Origin of the sequence: Streptomyces sp. NPDC086147, assembly GCF_040702165.1 — a bacterium.
Taxonomy (GTDB): domain Bacteria; phylum Actinomycetota; class Actinomycetes; order Streptomycetales; family Streptomycetaceae; genus Streptomyces.
Map to the genome: position 1 here is coordinate 119,455 of NZ_JBFBJO010000001.1, position 19,662 is coordinate 139,116.

A 19,662-nucleotide genomic window follows, 5' to 3' on the forward strand; every position below is an offset into this window, starting at 1 on the left:
GGACCCGACGGACTCGCGTGATCCCGCACGTTCCGGGGTATCCGCGGGTCCACGGGGGACAGCGCGGGCGTGGGGAGGCGTCGTGCACGACTACGCGGGAAGGGTGCTCGCGGACCGCTACCGCCTGCCGCTGCCGCCGGAGGGCGGGTCCGGGGACGGACACGACCTGACGGAGACGCGGGCCTTCGACACGTACAGCGGCCAGGAGGTGCTGGTCCGTCAGGTCCCGCTGCCGGAGTTCGTCGACGCCGAGGTGCTCGACGGCGCCGGTCCCGGCGGCCCCGGCGGTCCCGCCGGCCTCCACGGCGGCGCCGGGCGGGCCACCCGCCGGCCCGCCGAACCCGTCGTGCGCCGGGCGATCGAGGCGGCCCAGGCCGCCGCGCAGATCCCCGACCACCCCTTACTGGACCAGGTCTTCGACGTCTTCGCGGAGGCCGGTTCGCTGTGGATAGTCAGCGAACGCGTACCGGCCCGTCCACTGGCCGCGCTCCTCGCCGAACGGCCGCTCAATCCGTACCGGGCGGCCGAGATCGGCGCCGACGTCCTCACCGCCCTGCGCGCGCTCCACGCCCACGGCTGGGTGCACCGGAACATCACCTCCCGGACCGTCCTCGTCTGCGACGACGGCCGGGTGGTCCTCTCGGGTCTCGCGGTCGGCGCCGCCGAGGAGGCCCTGTGCGGCTACGCGCCGGTACCGGAACAGGACCTGCCCGACGAGTTCGCGCACCCGGGACCGTCCCCGTCGCACGAGACGGAGGAGACCGCTCCGGAGACGTACGAACCGGGGGTGTACGAGGCCGAGACGTACGAGACGTACGAGTCGGAGGTGTACGGGGACGGGGCGTACGGATCCGGGGCGCACGGGGACGGGACGTACGAGCCGGAGACGGACGAAGCCGAGGTGTACGAGGACGGGACGCACGGGACCGGTGCGTACGCCCTTGAGACGTACACGCCGGGCACGTACGCGCCGGAGACGTACGCGCCGGATGTGTACGCGCCCGAGCCGTACGAGCCGGAGACGTACGGGCCCGAAGGACCCGCGTCCGCCGAGGAGTACGGCCCCGCCCCGTACGGGTCCGGAGCGTACGGATCAGGGGCTTACGGGTCGGGGGAGTACGGCCCCGATACGTACGAGCCCGAGACGTACGGCTCCGAGGAGCACCGGCCCGGGCAGCACCCTTCCGAGCCGCACCGTCCCGAGCCGTACGCGCTGGAGGCCCCCGAGAGGGCCGGGCAGGGCGATGACGCACCGGACGACGGACCGGACGAACCGGGGCCGGACGAGAGGCCCGGCCCCGACGCCTACGGCGTCGACCCCTACGGGAAGTCGGCGCCACCCCCCGCCGGCCCGCGGCCCCCCGCCACGCCGCCGACCGCCGACGTACGGGCCGCGCGGGCCGGTGCCATCGCCGCCTACCGGGCCGGCGCGCGGGCCGCCGCCCGGCTCGGTGAGACGGGAGCGCTGCCCGTGCAGCGTCCCGCGCCCCCGGAGCCGCAGGGCCCGCCCCCACCGCCTCCACCGCCGCCGACGGCCCCGGCGGCCGGTTCGCCCGAGCCGCAGTGGTGGGCGCGGGTGGCGGACGACGAGGACGACGAGGACGACGGCGACGAGCCGTACAACGGCGGTTCCCCGAACGGTCCGCCGCCGCGCGCGATGCTGACCGGAAGCTGGAGCGACGGCCCGCACGCCGCGCGCGACGGCTCCGGGCCGATACCGGCCGGGGGCGGTTCGGTGCTGCCCGGTTCGGGGCGCCCGGCGCTGCCCGCCGGATACCGGGCGGCGACCCCGGACCCCGACCGCCTCCCGGTCCCCGCCGGTGTCCCGGAGCCCCGGCAGGGGGAGGCGGCGGTCCCTGCCGAGTCGTACGGGGGCCCGACCACGCGCCTCGCCGCGGAGCGGGCCCGCCAGACCCGGATCGCGGTCGTCGGCGCCGTCACCGAGCGCTGGGCGCCCGAGCAGGCCGGTCCCGTCCACGAGAACTGGCGCCTCGCGGCGCCCATCGGCCCGGCCACCGACCTGTGGGCGCTCGGCGCGCTCCTCTACCGGGCCGTCCAGGGCCACGCCCCCTACCCGGAGGACAGCGCGGTCGAGCTGGTCCAGCTCGTCTGCGCCGAGCCGCCCGCCTTCGCCGAGGAGAGCGGGCCCCTGCGCCCGGTCGTGGAGTCGCTGCTCCGTCAGGACCCGACCGAGCGGCCCGACTTCGAGGAGCTGCGCGGCTGGCTGCGCTCCCTCGTCCGCTCGGCGCCGGAGCCGGACGCCGGTGTCGGCGTCGTACCGCTGCCGTCCTTCGACGAGACCCGGCTGCCGATCGTGCGCCGGCGCGGCGAGCTGGTGCGGCGGCGGCGCAGGGGGGAGGGCGCGGGCCGCCGCCGTCACAAGCGCGGCAAGGACCCGCGCGCGGCGGCCGGGTACGGAGCAGAGCGCGAGCACGCGCGCGTACGGGACGATTTCCGGGAGGAGGCCGACGCCGGGTACCACGAGGAGCTTCCGCAGCGCGCCCCGCGCGCGCCCCGGTCCTCGCGCGCCCCTTCCGGCTCCTCGGGCTCCCCGCGCGCCCTGGGGCGCACGCTCCTGATCCTGATCTTCCTCCTGCTCGCGGGGGCCGTCGCGTACGCCGTGCTCTTCATGCCCCGCGAGGGGGAGGCGCCCGCCGGGCAGGGCAGGCCCACGGGCGGTCCGACCCCCGGCACCACCGCGCCGGGCACGGGCGGCGGCACTCCGGAGCCGACCGGCCGCACCCCTTCCACGGCCGGCCCCTCCGCGACCACCCCACCGGCCGCGACCCGGCCCCCGGCGGACCCGTCGGCCCCCGCGCTCGCCGCCGGGTACGCCCTGCGCCAGGACCCGGAGGGGTTCCGGATCGGGGTGCCGGACGGCTGGCGGCGCACCCCGGTCAACGACTCCGGGCAAGTGCGCTACACGGGCGGCGACTTCACGATGATCGTGGTCCCCGGCCGGGACAGCGTGAAGGACAACGGCTCCGACCCGCTGGTGTACCAGAACGCCAGGGAGCGCGAGCTGGAGCCGTGGCGGGTGTCCAGCTGGTCGGGCGCGGAGCGGACGCTCCGGGTCGACATCGGCAGCACGGTGACGGCCACGGGCAGTTACTGGTGGCTGGACGGCACGGGACGCGAGGTGTTCGTCCGCAACCTCGCCCTGATCGACGGCGGCCGCTACCACGTCGTCCAGGTCATCGGCCCGTACACCGAGCGGGACAAGGTCTCCGAGATCTACGACGAGGCCACGAAGGCGTTCCGCCCGGGCCGCTGAACCCGGACCGGTCCACCGGCCCCCGGTCACAGTGCTGTTCCTATGACCGCCCCGAGGTTTCGCGGTCCGTGCCCCCCTCCGTAACCTGGCGTCAGAAGGAACGGGCGGGGGCAAGTGGAACATTCACAGGGCACAGGGGCGGGGCTGCTGCTCGCCGGACGCTACCGGCTGGGCGAGTCCATCGGCCGCGGCGGCATGGGCAAGGTCTGGCGCGCGCACGACGAGGTGCTGCACCGCGTGGTGGCGGTCAAGGAGCTGACGGCGGGCCGGTTCGTCGCCGAGGCCGACCGGCTCGTGCTGCACGCCCGTACGCAGAAGGAGGCGCGGGCGGCCGCGCGGATCACGCATCCGGGTGTGGTGACCGTCCACGACGTGCTCGAACACGACGACCGCCCGTGGATCGTCATGCAGTACGTCGACGGGCCCTCGCTCGCCGACGCCGCCAAGGAGTCGGGCAGCATCGAGCCGCGCGAGGCGGCCAGGATCGGGCTGCACGTCCTCGGCGCGCTGCGCGCCGCGCATGCGGCCGGAGTGCTGCACCGGGACGTCAAGCCGGGCAACATCCTGCTCGCGCGCGACGGGCGCGTCCTCATCACCGACTTCGGGATCGCGGCGATCGAGGGGGACTCGACGATCACCCGGACCGGTGAGATCGTCGGCTCCATCGACTATCTGGCGCCCGAGCGGGTGAAGGGCGGCGATCCGGGCCCCGCCTCCGACCTCTGGTCGCTCGGGGCCACGCTCTACACGGCGGTGGAGGGCACCTCGCCGTTCCGCCGCACCTCCCCGATCAGCACCATGCAGGCCGTGGTGACCGAGGAGCCGCCGCACCCGGAGAAGGCCGGGGCGCTGGCCCCCGTCATCGTGGCCCTGCTGCGCAAGGACCCGGAGCGGCGGCCGCGCGCGGACGAGGTCGGGCGGATGCTCCTGGAGGCGATGGAGGGGCGCGCGTCGGCGTCGGCGCAGGCGTACGTACCGACCCAGCGGGTGACCAGGGGGGACCCGGACCCGGCGGAGGAAGCGGGCGACCCGAACGCGCGGGCCGGCGAGGCGGGCACGGCGGACCGGTCGGACCAGGTGCATCAGGCGCACCGAGCACCTCAGCCGCATCCGCCGCACCCGGCCGACCGGCCGGACCGGACGCGGCACCTGCCCGAGCCGGGGACCGCCGGGGCCGCCCCGCGCGGCTCCACCGCCCCGTGGCCCCAGCCGCCCCAGAGCCTCCCGCAGGCCTCGCGGTCCCGGCCGCCCCTGGTCTCCCCGTCGTCCTCCACTCTGGTGCCGGGTCCCGCCCGTCCGCCGTCCGGCCGGGGCCGCCGGCGCACCGTCGTCCTCGCGGCCCTGCTCGCCGGACTCGTCGCGGGCGGCGCCGTCTTCGCCGCCATGAACTACGCGGGCGGCGACCGCGACACCGGCGCCACGAGGGGGACGACCAGCGCCACGGCCCCGACCCCCTCGGCCGGGGGCGACGGGAAGGCCGGCAAGGCCGGGATCCCGGCCGGCTGGCACCGCGTCGACGACCCGGAGGGCTTCAGCCTCCTCGTCCCGGACGGCTGGAAGCGCCAGACGGAGGGCGACCAGATCGACTACACCCCGGACAACGGCAACCACCGCATCCGGATCAGCATCGACCGCAGCCCCGACTTCGAGAACCCGTACATGCACGCGCTCGACCTGGAGCGCGTGCTGGCGAAGCGGATGGACTACGCCCGGATCAAGCTCCTCCCGACCACCTACCGCGATCAGACGCTCTCCTGCCTGTGGGAGTTCACCTGGACGGAGAGGAAGACCTTCCCGGGGCCCCGGCGCGCGATCGACCAGATGTACTACGGCGACGACGGCACCGAGTACGCCCTCTACATGTCCTCGCCGGAGTCGAGCTGGGAGACCACCCGGGAGCAGTTCGACATCGTCCTGCGGCACTGGCGGGAAGCGGGGGAGCAGGGAGGGGAGCAGGCGGGCGGGTAAAGGGCGGAAAAATCTCCGCGACCGGCCCCCGGCAGCCGTAAGCCGCTGATCAGGGCTTATGTGCCAGTGATCGCTGGCGCGATGTGCACCCCTGGTGAAAACGCGTTACCGACGGGTACCCAAAGGGCGGACGGCGGCTTACGCTCGCCCTCATGACGGACTCGCAGGCCCCCGCCGCCCCTTCGGCTCCCGACGCCACCGCCCGCACCGCGCCCGCCGCCCCCGCCGGGGCGACCAACCCGGTCGCGCCCGCGCCCGCCGGCGTCCGGACCGCCGCCGACGTCGTGACGCCCGACCTGGTCGCCCGGTTCTCCCGCGGCGTGGTCGGCTCCGGCCGGACCGCCAACCACACCCCCTTCACCGGGGAGAAGCTGGCGGACCTGCCCGAGTCCACCCCCGAGGACGTCGCCGAGGCCTTCGCCCGCGCCCGCGCCGCCCAGCCGGTCTGGGCCGCGACGCCGGTACGGGCCCGCGCCGCCGTGCTCCTCCGCTTCCACGACCTGGTCCTCGAACGGCAGGCCGAGGTCCTCGACCTCATCCAGCTGGAGACGGGCAAGGCGCGCCTGCACGCCCACGAGGAGGTCCTGGCGGTCGCCGTCGCCGCCCGCCACTACGGCCGCAAGGCCCCCTCCTACCTGCGCCCCCGCCACCACACCGGCGTCGTGCCGACCCTCACCAAGGTCACCGAACTGCGCCAGCCGCGCGGGGTCGTCGGCCAGATCGCGCCCTGGAACTACCCGCTCGAACTCTCCGTCGGCGACGCGCTGCCCGCCTTCGTCTCGGGCAACGCCGTCGTCATGAAGCCCGACACCGAGACCGCGCTCACCGCCCTGTGGGCCCGTGACCTGCTCCTCGAGGCCGGTCTTCCCGCCGAGGTCTTCCAGGTCGTCCTCGGCGAGGGCCCGGTCGTCGGCCCCGAGGTCGTCCGGCACGCCGACTACGTCTCCTTCACCGGCTCCACCCGCACCGGCCGCGAGGTCGCGCAGGGCGCCGCCGCCCGCCTCGTCGGCGTCTCCCTCGAACTCGGCGGCAAGAACGCCATGCTCGTCCTGGAGGACGCCGACGTCGAGAAGGCCGCCGCCGGCGCCGTCCGCGCCTGCTTCTCCTCCGCAGGCCAGCTCTGCATCTCCATCGAGCGCCTGTACGTGCACGAGTCCGTCGCCGACGACTTCGTCGCCCGGTTCGCCGCCCGCACCAAGGCGATGCGGCTCGGCACCTCCCTCGCGTACGGGGCCGACATGGGCTCCCTCGTCGGCGAGCGGCAGCTGGAGACCGTCAAGCAGCACGTCGAGGAGGCCGTCGCCAAGGGCGCCAAGCTGGTCGCGGGCGGCGTCGCCCGCCCCGACGTCGGCCCCCTCTTCTACGAGCCGACCATCCTCGACGGCGTCGAGGCCCCGATGGCCGTCTGCAACGAGGAGACCTTCGGCCCGGTCGTCTCCGTCTACCGCTTCACGGACGAGGACGAGGTCGTCGAGCTCGCCAACGCCACCCCGTACGGCCTCAACTCCTCTGTCTGGACGAAGGACTCGCGGCGCGGCCACGCCGTCGCGGCCCGGCTGCGCACCGGCACCGTCAACATCAACGAGGGGTACGCGCCCGCGTACGGCAGCGTGCAGTCCCCGATGGGCGGCATGAAGGACTCCGGGCTCGGCCGCCGCCACGGCTCCGAGGGCATCCTCAAGTACACCGAGGCCCAGACCGTCGCCCAGCAGCGGCTGATCCCGCTCGCGCCCTCCTTCGGGATGGACGACGAGAAGTACGCGGCGTTCATGAGCCTGTCCCTGAAGGCGATGAAGGCCCTGCGCCTGCGCTGAGGCCGCCGGGCCCCCGCTCGCGGCGGGGGCCCGCGCCCCTCCCCCTCCACCCCTTTCCGTACTCCGTACGAGGAGAGCCATGACCGCGGTACCCCCTACCCAAAATCAGGAGCAGGCGGAGGACGGCGCGTACGACTACGACGTCCTCGTCGTCGGCTCCGGCTTCGGCGGTTCGGTCACGGCCCTCCGCCTCACCGAGAAGGGCTACCGGGTCGGCGTCCTGGAGGCCGGGCGCCGCTTCACCCGCGAGACCCTGCCGAAGAACTCCTGGGACCTGAAGAACTTCCTGTGGGCCCCCGCCCTCGGCCTCTACGGGCTCCAGCGCATCCACCTGCTCGGCAACGTCATGGTGCTCGCGGGCGCCGGCGTGGGCGGCGGCTCCCTCAACTACGCCAACACCCTCTACGTACCGCTCAAGGCGTTCTTCGACGACCCGCAGTGGAAGGACATCACGGACTGGGAGGACGAGCTGCGGCCGTACTACGACCAGGCCAAGCGGATGCTGGGCGTCCGGCTCAACCCGACGATGACCCCCTCCGACGTGCACCTGAAGTCGGCCGCCGAGGCGATGGGCATCGGCGACACCTTCCACATGGCGCCGGTCGGCGTCTTCTTCGGGGACGGCGAGGACGCCGACGGCAAGGCGCGGACCAAGCCGGGCGGCGAGGTCCCCGACCCGTACTTCGGCGGGGCGGGCCCCTCCCGGCGCGCCTGCGCCGAGTGCGGCGAGTGCATGACCGGCTGCCGGCACGGCGCCAAGAACACCCTCAACGAGAACTACCTCCACCTCGCCGAGAAGGCGGGCGCGACCGTCCACCCGATGACGACCGTCGTCACCGTCACCGAGGACTCGCGCGGCGGCTTCGCCGTGAAGACCCTGCCCACCGACAACCGGAAGAAGGGGAAGGGCCGCACGTTCACCGCCCGCCGCGTGGTGATCGCGGCCGGCACGTACGGCACGCAGACCCTGCTCCACCGGATGAAGGACACCGGTCTGCTGCCCCGGATCTCCGACCGGCTCGGCGAGCTGACCCGCACCAACTCCGAGGGCCTGGTCGGCGCGCAGACCACCGACCGCCGCTACCGGAGGAAGCACGGCAGCCAGAAGGCCGACTTCACCCGGGGCGTCGCCATCACCTCCTCCGTCCACCCCGACGAGAACACCCACATCGAGCCGGTCCGGTACGGCAGGGGCTCCAACTCGATGGGCAGCCTCACCGTCCTCCAGGTGCCCTACGGCGCCCACCGGGTGCGCAACTGGGTCCTCAACATGCTCCGGCACCCCACGCTCGCCGCCCGCTCGCTCTCCAACCGGAAGTGGTCGGAGCGGACCATCATCGGCCTGGTCATGCAGTCCCTCGACAACTCCCTGACGACCTACCGCAAGCCCGGCGGCCTCGGAAAGGGCCTGCTCACGGCCCGCCAGGGCCACGGCGCCCCGAACCCGGTCCAGATCCCGGCGGCCACCCGGGCCGCCTCCCTCCTCGCCGAGGAGATCAACGGCTTCGCCGGCTCCAACGTCGGCGAGCTGATGGGCACCCCGCTCACCGCCCACTTCCTGGGCGGCTGCCCGATCGGCGCGGACTCCGGGTCCGGCGTCATCGACCCGTACCACCGGCTCTTCGGCCACCCGGGGATCTCCGTCGTCGACGGGGCGGCCGTCTCCGCCAACCTCGGCGTGAACCCGTCCCTGACGATCACCGCCCAGGCGGAGCGGGCCATGTCCTTCTGGCCGAACAAGGGCGAGGAGGACACGCGCCCGGAGCAGGGGGAGGGGTACGTACGGCTCGCGGCGGTCGAGCCGAAGTCCCCCGCGGTCCCGGCCGAGGCCTTCGGCGCGCTGCGCCTGCCGTTCCTGGGGATGCCGAAGATCCCGTCGAGGACCACGCCGGAGGTCCCGCTGGAGGTCCCGTCGAAGCAGGAGTGACCCGGACGCGGGCCGGGCGTGACCCGGACACGGACCGGGCCTGACCCGGACACGGACCGGGACGACGGAAAGGGCGCTGCATCCCCCTCCGAATGCAGCGCCCTTCCGGCTTTTTGTGGTGCTGCATGGTTGACCCGCGATCCCCGCGATTGGTTGTAGCGGTTGCACGGGAACTTCGTGTGACGCGCGTCACGTCATGGAGGGGACGGGTGTACGCACGAGGGCCCCGTGCCGCGATTCCGGTCGCGGTACGGGGCCCTCGGGGGTCGGCACCGGTGCCGGGGAAGCGGCGGTGTCGAACGGAACGGCGCCGGGGGTGCGCCGCTGGGGAGGGGGGAACGGAGTGGGGGGAACCGGGGGACGGGGTCTTCACGGGTCTTCGCGACGGTGCCGGGGCCGCGGGAGCGCGGCCGGATGAGCCGGTTGCGGTCGGCCCCGGGCGTCCCCGGGACCGACCGCCCTTTCTGGGTGACCGGACCGCTGTCCCCTGCTGCCCGGTCACGTGCGCTGGTGCGAGGTCCCACGACGTACCGGAGAGGTACGCCACACGCCCCAGCGAAGCCACGCGTGGTTTTCTTCGGGCCCGCCCCTGGCTGGCACGGACAACCGGACCAACGAAGCCGGAGCGGGGCCGGTCACGCGCCGTACGGGTGAGAGCGGGTCCGAACGCGGGTGCGGGCACCCACTCGGATGCGTCCCCGGCGCGGCTCGGATATGTCCCCGGTGCAGTTCAGGTACGTCCCGGCGCGGTTCAGATGCGTCCCCGGCACAGCTCCAGCATCGTCATCGCGAGCGCCGTGCCCGGCTTGCCGAGGGCGTCCCTGTAGTGGCCGAGGACCTCCATCTCGCGGTTCAGGTTCACCCGGCGGCCGCCGGAGGAGATGCGCGCCTCCTGGATGACGGCCGAGACGGCCATCCGTTCCTGGATGAGACCGATGATCCGGTCGTCGAGCGCGTCGATGCGCTCGCGCGAGTCGCCGATCAGCGCCGCCGCCTCGTCGGTGCGGGCGCCGGTCTTCTCGGTGGTGGCGGTGTGCGTCGTCATGGTGGGGCTCCTGGGGTGTCGGACGCCCCCGAGACGGTCCGGCCCGGGAATGACAGAGCGCCCCGGGCCTTGTCGGCCCGGGGCGCCTGGGAAGTCGCTTGTCAGTTGCTCAAGCAGCACGACCATGGCAGCCGGTGGGCCGGTTGCCATAGGTAAAGACGAAGGTCGGGTGCTTGCGCATGGCGACAGTATGGACCCCGCCTCGGGCCCGGGGCCAAACCGGGTTCGGATGGTGAGACGAAAAGTCCGACCGGCGCGCCGGTAGAATCGACAAATAGCACCCCTTTCGAGGGACCCCCTCCTACCGCCGGAAGGCCGCCGTAGTGTCATCAGCGACCCCCGCTGCCGCGCCCGACGTCACCAACCCGGACGTAGTCCTCGTTGTCGACTTCGGCGCCCAGTACGCCCAGCTCATCGCCCGCCGCGTCCGTGAGGCCCGGGTCTACAGCGAGATCGTCCCGTCCACCATGCCGGTGGCCGAGATGCTGGCCAGGAACCCGAAGGCGATCATCCTCTCCGGCGGCCCGTCCTCCGTGTACGCGGAGAACGCCCCCCGCCTCGACCGCGCGCTCTTCGAGGCGGGCGTCCCCGTCTTCGGCATGTGCTACGGCTTCCAGCTCATGGCGACGACCCTCGGCGGCACCGTCGACAACACCGGCGCCCGTGAGTACGGCCGCACCCCGCTGCACGTCTCCAAGGCCGGCTCCACCCTCTTCGAGGGCACCCCGGTCGAGCAGTCGGTGTGGATGTCGCACGGCGACGCCTGCTCCGCCGCCCCCGAGGGCTTCACCGTCACCGCCTCCACGGACGTCGTGCCGGTCGCCGCCTTCGAGAACGACGCGAAGAAGCTCTACGGCGTCCAGTACCACCCCGAGGTGCTGCACTCCACGCACGGCCAGCAGATCCTGGAGCACTTCCTCTACCGGGGCGCCGGCATCGAGCCGAGCTGGACCACCGGCAACGTGATCGAGGAGCAGGTCGCGGCCATCCGCGCCCAGGTCGGCGACAAGCGCGCCGTCTGCGGCCTCTCCGGCGGCGTCGACTCCGCCGTGGCCGCCGCGCTCGTGCAGAGGGCGATCGGCTCGCAGCTCACCTGCGTGTACGTCGACCACGGCCTCATGCGCAAGGGCGAGACCGAGCAGGTCGAGAAGGACTTCGTCGCCTCCACCGGCGTCAACCTCAAGGTCGTCGACGCGCAGGAGCGGTTCCTCACCGCCCTCGCCGGCGTCTCCGACCCGGAGACCAAGCGGAAGATCATCGGCCGCGAGTTCATCCGCGTATTCGAGCAGGCGCAGCTGGAGATCCTCCAGGAGGAGGGCCCCGAGGTCGCGTTCCTCGTCCAGGGCACGCTCTACCCGGACATCGTCGAGTCCGGCGGCGGCACCGGCACCGCCAACATCAAGTCCCACCACAACGTCGGCGGCCTGCCCGACGACATCGAGTTCGAACTCGTCGAGCCGCTCCGCCAGCTCTTCAAGGACGAGGTCCGCATGGTCGGCCAGGAACTCGGCCTGCCCGAGGAGATCGTCCAGCGCCAGCCCTTCCCCGGCCCCGGCCTCGGCATCCGCATCGTCGGCGAGGTCACCAAGGAACGCCTGGACCTGCTGCGCGAGGCCGACGCCATCGCCCGCGAGGAGCTGACCGCCGCCGGTCTCGACCGCGACATCTGGCAGTGCCCGGTCGTCCTGCTCGCCGACGTGCGCTCCGTGGGCGTCCAGGGCGACGGCCGCACCTACGGCCACCCGATCGTGCTGCGTCCCGTCTCCTCCGAGGACGCCATGACGGCCGACTGGTCGCGCCTGCCCTACGAGGTGCTCGCCAAGATCTCGACCCGCATCACCAACGAGGTCGCCGACGTCAACCGCGTCGTCCTCGACGTCACCAGCAAGCCGCCGGGCACCATCGAGTGGGAGTGACCGCTCCCCTGTGCGCGTGAGGAGGCCGCCGCCCCGGACGACCGGGTCGGCGGCTTCGTCGTTCCCGCCACCCCTGTTCGTGGGTGCCCCGGCGACCGGCCGCTCCGGCGCGTGATCGGCCGAGTAGGGCCCGAACTCCTGTCGTAACACCATCGCTTCACCCTTCTGTACGTCAATCCGACGACGCGACAATCACTCCTGGGCGTGATGCGCGCAGCGCTCCCGGGCTCCCTCGGTACGGCGCAATTCCGCGGAACCAGCGGCAAGTTGGTCCTCCCGCCACACCGGAACGCGCCGGAACGCGTCGGTACGTGCCGTGGAGCGAGCGCGGAAGTGGGCACCGTGGCGGTTCAAGAGGCGAGACAGCACGGCGAGCACGCGACGGCCTGCGCCCACTGCGGGCGGATCGGTCGACGCCTTCCTCGCCCAGCGCGACGAGCTCGCCGCCGGCCACGGCGTCCTCGCCGCCGTCGCCCACTCCCCGGTCGCCGCCCGCCAGTGGGTCTCCGACGAACTCGCCCAGTCCGCCTGCGCGGTCACCGCGCACGGCCGGGCGGCCGGGCCCGCCCGGCTCGACCTGGTCCGGGCCGCCGGCCTGCTCACCGCCCTGGCCCTGGTGGCGGCCGTCACCGTCACCGCCCGCCTCGTCGTCACCACCGGGATCGCGGCGGGCCGCCTCCAGAAGGTGCGCGCCGACCGCCCGCGCGCCGCCGACCTGCTCTGCGACGACAGCGGCCGGGCCTGCCTCGCCGACGTCCAGTACCTCCTGGTCTCCGGCACCGTCCTCCTCCTCGCGGCCGTCGGCCTCGCCCGCGACCCCGTCCGCCTCCCCGAGGTCCCCTGGTCCCTCGTGCTCCTTCTCGGCGTCTCGCCCGACAGGCCCTAGCCGCGAAGTGCACGGAGGGCGTCCGCCCCACGATCCACTCCGTGGTCCGGTCCCGTGAGGCGGGCGACCTCGACGCCCCGATCCGCACGGGCGACGACATCGAGATCCGCGGCCGAGGCTTCGTCCCGCCGGGCGCGGGCGCCCCCGATCCGCTGACCCGCCTCGTCGTCCGCATCGGCCCCGTCCACGCCCACGTCCCCCTGATCCCGGTCCCGGGCGGCTTCGCCAACCCCATCGACACCTCCCTGACCGCCCCCCTCCCGGCGGACGTGGAGCCGGGCCGGGCAGAGGTCTCGGTCGTGACGGCGGCGGGCGTGGAGACCAACCGGGTCACGATCGACGTCGTGGACTGACCGTCCGGCCCCTTCCCCGCGCCTCCGGGCCGCCGCTCGGAGGAGAATCGTTCAGCGAGCAGCCGTACGGGGCGTGAGAGGTGACCGACGATGACGGGACAGACGGACCGGACGGGCCGGAGCGACGACAGCACTCCGGGCGGGGCCGGTGGCGGCGACGGTGATCCCGGCGGCGGTAGCGGCGGTGGTCCTGGCGGCGGCGGTGGCTTCGGTCGTGGCGACGGTGGTCCCGGCAGCGATGACGGTGGGCCCGGCCGTGACGGCGGCTTCGGCCATGGTGACGGCTTCGGTCGTGGTCACGGTGGTCCCGGCGGTGAGGCCGACGGAACCGGTGCCTGGAAGGCCCTCGCCTCGCGCTATGCCCTCCTTCCCCTGCGGATCTTCCTCGGGATCACGTTCGTCTACGCCGGGCTCGACAAGCTCACCGACTCCGCCTTCTTCGCCGACACCGGCAGCGGGTCCCTCGGGGAGACGATGCGCGGCGTCCGGGACGTCTCCGCCATCCCCGCCCTCGTCGACCTCGCCCTCAAGAACCCCGCCGGCTTCGGGTACGCCATCGCCTTCGGCGAGCTCGCCGTCGGACTCGGGACCCTCTTCGGCCTCTTCGCCCGGGTGGCGGCGCTCGGAGGAGCGCTGATCTCGCTGAGCCTCTGGCTGACCGTGAGCTGGCAGGTGTCGCCGTACTACCTCGGCAACGACCTCGTCTACCTGATGGCCTGGCTGCCGCTGCTGCTCGCCGGGGCCTCGGTGCTCTCGCTGGACCGGCTCCTCGCCGAACGGCGCCGTATTCGATAGGAGACCCAGGTCGCGACCGCGGCCGCGGCCAGGCCGCCGCAGAGGACGGGCACCACCGCGTACCAGGCGGCCGCCCAGGCCCCGACCGCGTCGCCCGCGTACAGGGCCGCCACGGCGAGGGCGGTGAGGCCGACGACGAGCCGGCCGGGGCGGAACTCATGAAGCAGCACGGATGACCTCCACCTGTCCGAGCGCGACCTCCAGGGAGAGGTCCAGGGTGCCCGCCGGGACGGTCCCGGCCGGCGGTGCGAGCGTGTGGGTCTCCCTGCGGTCCGGCGCGATGTCGATGTCGCCGGGCGGCTGCCCCGGCAGTCGCAGGTCGCCCAGCGACACCTTGGCGTCCACCTTCACGACCGCGTCCTTCGGGACGATCACCTCAAGCTGTCCGGCACCCACCTCGGCACGGGTGGTGACCGTCGTGCCGGCGGGGAGCGGGAGGCGGGACAGATCGAGCGTGCCGACCCCGCTGCCCAGCGCGTAGTGCGGCTGCACGGCGGCGACCGACGCGGGCGCCCAGGTCTCGCGGACCCAGTCCGTGGTGATCCGGTCGGGCAGCGCCGTGGCCACGGCGAGCACGCCCGCCGTGAGCACGGTCATGAAGACCGTGCCGAACCCGGTCCGTCCGAGGAAACTGCTGACGACCAACCCCAGGCCGAACACCGCGAGGGCGGCGGTCAGACCGATCTGCAGACTGGTGCCGAGCGGCTCGGTCTCCCAGGTCAGGCCCGTGCCGAGGCCGGCCGCCACCATCGCGAGCAGGAAGACGAGGCCGCTGATGGAGAGCGGACTCTTCCGGACGGAGGGCGTCGGACGGCCGGGCGCCGGGACCGGGGGCCCCCACTGGCTGCCGGGCTTCGGCACCTCGCCGTTGACCTTGCCCTCCTTGTCCACCACGCCGTGCGGACCCCAGAGGTAGCCGACGGCCACCCTGCCTGTCGATCCGTCCTTGACTATCGGGTCCTTCCACCAGGAGGTGTACTCGATCAGCGGCGGGGCCTTCGTCTCGGGCGGGGCCTCGGCGACCGCGAGCGCCGCCGCCGTGTCCGTCCTGCCCTCGGTCTCGGCCGCGCCCGTCTGCCTCCGCCGCGACCAGACCGCCGCCCCGCACGCCACGAACGCCACCAGCAGCGAGGAGCCCAGCATCGATCCGCTGCGCAGCATCGACAGGAAGACCCCGCAGCCGATCAGCGCCATCAGCAGGGCCGCGAGGGAGGAACCGGAGACGCGGCCGGTCAGCAGCCTGCGCCCCTCGTTGTCCTCCTCGCCCGCGAGCGGGATCAGCAGCCACGCGAAGCCGTAGAAGATCAGCCCGAAGCCGCCCGTCACCGCCAGCACGCCGATCGCGACGCGGAAGACCACCGGGTCGAGGTCGAAGTACCGGCCGAGACCGCCGCAGACACCGCCCACGACCTTGCTTCCGCGTGAGCGCCGCAGGGGCGCGGCGGACGCGGCGGAAGCGCCCTCCGCCGGCGGCGGGGCCTCGTGCTGCGAAGGCGTCGAACTCGTCATGCCTCCATGGTGAAGGCCCGTGACGCCGGGCGGCACCGGGGACGACCCTGGCCCGACCCTGATATTCGGAGGGCCCTCCTCCCCGAGGCCGTACCAGGGGAGATCTCAGGGCCGACCCTGATGTCCCGGGCGCGCCGGACGTGTGACGATCGCTGCATGTCCGCATCCGCTCGTGTCACCGAGACCGACGAACCGCCCCTGCGCAGGCTCTATCGAAGCGCCGACGGGCGGTGGCTCGGCGGTGTCGCACGCGGTCTCGCGGGACACCTCGGACTGCCGGTCGTCTGGGTGCGCACGGCGTTCGCGGTCCTCGCCATGGCGGACGGCCTCGGGGCCGTGCTCTACGCGGTCTTCTGGATCGTCGTCCCGCTCGGCGTCGGCGGACGGACCGCGCCGCGCCCCGTCTTCGAGACCACCCCGGACGGGCGCCGAAGGCTGCGCAAGCCCGACCGGGGCCAGGTCTTCGCCCTGGCCGCGCTCGCCGTGAGCCTCGCGGTCGTCGCCGGGAACGCCAGCTTCGACGCCGAGACGGGACGGTACGTCTGGCCCGCCATCCTCACCGGCATAGGCGTCGCCGTCTTCTGGCGCCAGGCGGACAACGCCCGCCGGGCCAGCTGGACCGACCCCGGCCGGCACAGACGCGCGTTCCAGCTCGCCCGCGGCCTCGTCGGCGTCGCCCTGGTCGGCACGGGCCTCGCGGTCTTCGTGGTGGTCCGCGGCTCCGTCGCCCAGCTCGGCACGGCCCTCACCGCCGCCGTCGCCGTCCTCACCGGCATCGTGCTGCTCGCCGGCCCCTGGCTGGTCCGCATGTCGCAGGACCTCACGGAAGAGCGGACCATGCGCATCCGCGCCCAGGAGCGCGCCGAGGTCGCGGCCCACGTCCACGACTCGGTGCTGCACACCCTCACCCTGATCCAGCGCAACGCCGACGACCCGGGCGAGGTGCGCCGGCTCGCCCGCGCCCAGGAGCGGGAGTTGCGGAACTGGCTCTACAAGCCGGAGGGCACCGGCAGGGACGAGGAGCCCGAGACCCTCGCGGAGGCGGTGAAGAGGGCGGCGGCCGAGGTCGAGGACAAGCACGGCGTCCCGCTGGAGGTGGTCGTCGTCGGCGACTGCCCCCTCGACGAGGGACTGGTCGCGCAGATACAGGCCGCGCGCGAGGCGATGGTCAACGCGGCCAAGTACGGTGGCGAGGGAGGGGCGGTGCAGGTGTTCGCGGAGGTGGACGGCCGCACGGTCTTCGTCTCGGTGCGGGACCGGGGGCCGGGCTTCGATCTGGACGACGTGCCGGAGGACCGGATGGGCGTACGAGAATCGATCATCGGCCGGATGCAGCGCAACGGCGGTACGGCCCGGCTGCGGTCACCCCAGGGCGGCGGCACCGAAGTGGAGCTCGAGATGGAGAGGGCGGACGGATGAGCGACGAGACCGGGGCAGCGACCGGGAGCGGGGCGGACGCGGGGGCGGCGCCGGGTGCCGGACGCCGGGTGCGGGTGGTGCTCGTCGACGACCACCGCATGTTCCGCACCGGGGTGCAGGCCGAGATCGGCCGGACCGAGGTCACCGGCGTCGAGGTGGTCGGCGAGGCCGCCGACGTCGACCAGGCGGTCACGGTCATCACCGCGACCCGCCCCGAGGTCGTCCTGCTCGACGTGCACCTCCCGGGCGGCGGCGGGGTCGAGGTGCTGCGGCGCTGCGCGAGCCTGCTCGGCGCGCCCGAGGACCCGGTCCGCTTCCTGGCCCTTTCGGTGTCGGACGCGGCCGAGGACGTGATCGGGGTGATCCGGGGCGGGGCCCGCGGCTACGTCACCAAGACGATCACCGGCACCGACCTGGTCGACTCGATCTTCCGGGTCCAGGAGGGGGACGCCGTCTTCTCCCCCCGGCTCGCCGGCTTCGTCCTGGACGCCTTCGCCTCGACGGACGCGCCCCCGGTGGACGAGGACCTGGACCGGCTCACCCAGCGGGAGCGGGAGGTGCTGCGGCTGATCGCCCGCGGCTACGCGTACAAGGAGATCGCCAAGCAGCTCTACATCTCGGTGAAGACGGTCGAGTCGCACGTCTCGGCGGTCCTGCGGAAGCTCCAGCTCTCCAACCGCCACGAGCTGACGCGCTGGGCCACCGCCCGCCGCTTGGTCTGATCCCCGGCCCGGTCTGAGGTCTGCGGCGACGTCCCCCGTCCCCGGTCCACGATCCCTGGCTCACCACCCGTGGCCCCGCGTCGGGACCGGCCCCCGCGCCGGAGTCAGGGCCGGGGACGGGGCCGTCAGCTCACGCGGGTGGCTCCGGCGAAGGGCATCTCGTCGATCGGGGCGACCCGGATCGGGGCGCCCGGGCGGGGGGCGTGGATCATCCGGCCGCCGCCGATGTAGAGCCCGACGTGGCTGATCCCGGAGTAGAAGAAGACCAGGTCACCGGGGGCGAGCTGGGAGCGGGAGACCCGCTTGCCGGCGTTGATCTGGGTGTACGTCGTGCGGGGCAGGGAGACGCCGGCCGCGCGCCAGGCCGCCTGGGTGAGGCCCGAGCAGTCGTACCCGGACGGGCCCGTCGCCCCCCACACGTACGGCTTGCCGAGCTGGGCGCGGGCGAAGGAGATGGCCTGGGCGGCCCGGGAGTTCGGGGCGCCCACCGGTCCGCGCGCGCTGCCGGAGGAGCGGTCGGCCCGCGCGGGGGCCGAGGTGCCGGCCGGGTTCGCTCCGGCCGCCCGCGCCGAGGGGCCGGAGGTGTTCCGGGCGGCGGTGGCGGCCTCGTACCGGGCCCGTTCCTCGGTGGTCAGCCGGGCGAGCAGGGTCCTGGCCGCCTCCAGTCTGCCGAGGACGGTCGCCTTCTGCCGCCGCAGCTCGGCCTCGTGCCCGCGCAGGACGGCCAGCCGGTCCGCCGACTCGCCGCGCAGCTGCCCGATCGCGCCGAGTTCGCGCCGTACGGTCCGGATCGCGGCGGCCTGCCGGTCACCGGCCTTCTCGGCGAACGCGGCCCGCGCCAGGTACTGGTCCGGGTCGGAGGTGAGGGCGAGCCGCAGCGCCGGGTCGAGCCCTCCGGAGCGGTACTGGGCGGCGGCCACGGCCCCGAGGGCTTCCCGCGCGTCGTTGAGGCGCTGGGTCCTGCGGGCGGCCTCGTCGCGCAGCCGGTCGAAGGCGCCGCGCGCCGCGTCCGCCTTCTCCTTCGCCCCGTTGTACCGCTCGGTCGCGACCTCGGCCTCCTCGTAGAGCCGGTCGACCTGCGCCCTGACCTGGGCGGTGGTGGGCCGGGGGTCCGCGTGTCCGGACCCTTCGAAGAGCATCGCCGTCGCCGCCGAGGCGAGGGCGAGGGTGGCGGCGGTGCGGACCGCCTGACCGCCGAGGAGGGACTGGGTGGACTTTCGGTGCGCTGCCACGAGGGCGGTTCACATCCTCTTCCCTGGGGGACGGTGTGCGCCGGGCCGGCGGCGGTCCGCACAGGGGGACGGGCCGCCGCCGGTTTTCTCGGCGGGGGTGACCGACGACCGCCGACCTGCCGGCGGTGGTGGGGAGCCGGTCACCTGGTGGAGGACGCTAGGCCCGGGGTCACGCCCGGATGACGGGATGACCGCTATTGGCGCCAGTTGACGGGGGAGGGACCGAACTCTTTCGCCGGGTGACGGAGTGCGGCCCTTCCGGCGGGCGTACGAACGTATCGGTGTACGGACGGGCGAGTGATCGAAGGGGCGGTACGGGGCGGGACCCGCTCGGAAGGGGGGCACGGAGGCCCGGTTAGGCTCCGCCCCATGGACGTACTCATCAATGTCTTCGTCGCCCTGCACATCATCGGTATCGCCTCCCTCCTCGGCGGCTTCCTCACCCAGATGAAGGCGATGGGCGCCGGTACGGCCCGCTTCAGCCCCGCGATGCTGCACGGCGCGTTGACCATGCTGGTCACGGGCGTCGCGCTCGTCGGCCTGAACCAGGCCGACGACCAGACCGTGAACAACCTCAAGATCGGCGTCAAGCTGGCGATCCTCGTCGTGATCCTCGGCCTCGTCTACGTCAAGCGGGACGACGAGAAGGTCGACAAGGGCCTCTTCGCCGCCGTCGGCGGCCTGACCACGGCGAACATCTTCATCGCGACCCTCTGGAACTGAGTCCCCGGACCGGACCCGAGCCGCCCCGGCCCGGTCCGCAGCCCCGGGATGTGACCCGTTCCGCACCCCGGCCGCACCT

12 protein-coding genes and 2 pseudogenes are annotated in these 19,662 nt (G+C 73.8%); 10 read left to right on the plus strand and 4 right to left on the minus strand.

Annotated elements, in window-relative coordinates; genetic code table 11:
* The first annotated feature begins 82 nt into the window (after positions 1-82).
* The 4 genes from AB0398_RS00635 (at position 83) to AB0398_RS00650 (ending at position 8,983) form a co-directional block, all read left to right on the plus strand.
* Complete coding sequence (locus AB0398_RS00635) at positions 83-3,274, plus strand: protein kinase (RefSeq protein ID WP_366371104.1); 3,192 nt, start codon at positions 83-85, stop codon at positions 3,272-3,274.
* A 114-nt stretch (positions 3,275-3,388) separates the two neighbouring features.
* Complete coding sequence (locus AB0398_RS00640) at positions 3,389-5,242, plus strand: protein kinase (RefSeq protein ID WP_366371106.1); 1,854 nt, start codon at positions 3,389-3,391, stop codon at positions 5,240-5,242.
* 152 nt (positions 5,243-5,394) lie between these two features.
* Positions 5,395-7,056, plus strand: coding sequence for a succinic semialdehyde dehydrogenase (locus AB0398_RS00645; protein ID WP_366371107.1), 1,662 nt, complete (start codon positions 5,395-5,397; stop codon positions 7,054-7,056).
* 79 nt (positions 7,057-7,135) lie between these two features.
* Positions 7,136-8,983 (plus strand): GMC family oxidoreductase, encoded by a 1,848-nt coding sequence (locus AB0398_RS00650; protein WP_366371109.1) that lies wholly within the window; start codon positions 7,136-7,138, stop codon positions 8,981-8,983.
* 751 nt (positions 8,984-9,734) lie between these two features.
* Here AB0398_RS00650 and AB0398_RS00655 read toward each other — a convergent pair.
* On the minus strand, positions 9,735-10,028 hold the full coding sequence (locus AB0398_RS00655) for a chorismate mutase (RefSeq protein WP_366371111.1): 294 nt from the start codon (positions 10,026-10,028) through the stop codon (positions 9,735-9,737).
* A 323-nt stretch (positions 10,029-10,351) separates the two neighbouring features.
* Between AB0398_RS00655 and guaA the strand changes: the two genes are divergently transcribed.
* The 3 genes and pseudogenes from guaA to AB0398_RS00670 form a co-directional block, all read left to right on the plus strand.
* Positions 10,352-11,944, plus strand: coding sequence for a glutamine-hydrolyzing GMP synthase (gene guaA, locus AB0398_RS00660; protein ID WP_366371113.1), 1,593 nt, complete (start codon positions 10,352-10,354; stop codon positions 11,942-11,944).
* A gap of 406 nt (positions 11,945-12,350) precedes the next feature.
* Positions 12,351-13,183, plus strand: a pseudogene (locus AB0398_RS00665) (hypothetical protein); the annotation flags it as partial.
* Between the two features lie 336 nt (positions 13,184-13,519).
* Positions 13,520-13,978: pseudogene (locus AB0398_RS00670) on the plus strand (DoxX family protein); the annotation flags it as partial.
* On the opposite strand, the gene AB0398_RS00675 reads toward AB0398_RS00670, so the two are convergent.
* Entirely contained in the window at positions 13,888-14,148 is a 261-nt protein-coding gene (locus tag AB0398_RS00675; RefSeq protein ID WP_366371115.1) for a hypothetical protein, read from the minus strand. The pseudogene AB0398_RS00670 and the gene AB0398_RS00675 overlap by 91 nt on opposite strands.
* A complete protein-coding gene (locus AB0398_RS00680; protein WP_366371116.1) occupies positions 14,135-15,487 on the minus strand; it encodes a PspC domain-containing protein in 1,353 nt (450 codons plus the stop codon). The genes AB0398_RS00675 and AB0398_RS00680 overlap by 14 nt, the downstream gene beginning before the upstream one ends.
* A 156-nt stretch (positions 15,488-15,643) precedes the next feature.
* Between AB0398_RS00680 and AB0398_RS00685 the strand changes: the two genes are divergently transcribed.
* Together AB0398_RS00685 and AB0398_RS00690 are read left to right on the plus strand one after the other, a co-directional pair.
* Positions 15,644-16,906 (plus strand): PspC domain-containing protein, encoded by a 1,263-nt coding sequence (locus AB0398_RS00685; protein WP_366371118.1) that lies wholly within the window; start codon positions 15,644-15,646, stop codon positions 16,904-16,906.
* Positions 16,903-17,628 carry a response regulator transcription factor gene (locus AB0398_RS00690; protein ID WP_366371120.1) on the plus strand — a complete coding sequence of 242 codons (726 nt, stop codon included), beginning with the start codon at positions 16,903-16,905 and terminating at the stop codon, positions 17,626-17,628. Before AB0398_RS00685 ends, AB0398_RS00690 begins: the two co-directional genes overlap by 4 nt.
* Before the next feature lie 125 nt (positions 17,629-17,753).
* Here AB0398_RS00690 and AB0398_RS00695 read toward each other — a convergent pair whose 3' ends face one another.
* Positions 17,754-18,860: an NlpC/P60 family protein gene (locus AB0398_RS00695; protein ID WP_366371121.1), complete on the minus strand. Its 1,107-nt coding sequence runs from the start codon at positions 18,858-18,860 to the stop codon at positions 17,754-17,756.
* Between the two features lie 369 nt (positions 18,861-19,229).
* Between AB0398_RS00695 and AB0398_RS00700 the strand changes: the two genes are divergently transcribed.
* Positions 19,230-19,583, plus strand: coding sequence for a hypothetical protein (locus AB0398_RS00700; protein ID WP_366371123.1), 354 nt, complete (start codon positions 19,230-19,232; stop codon positions 19,581-19,583).
* The last annotated feature ends 79 nt before the right edge of the window (positions 19,584-19,662 follow it).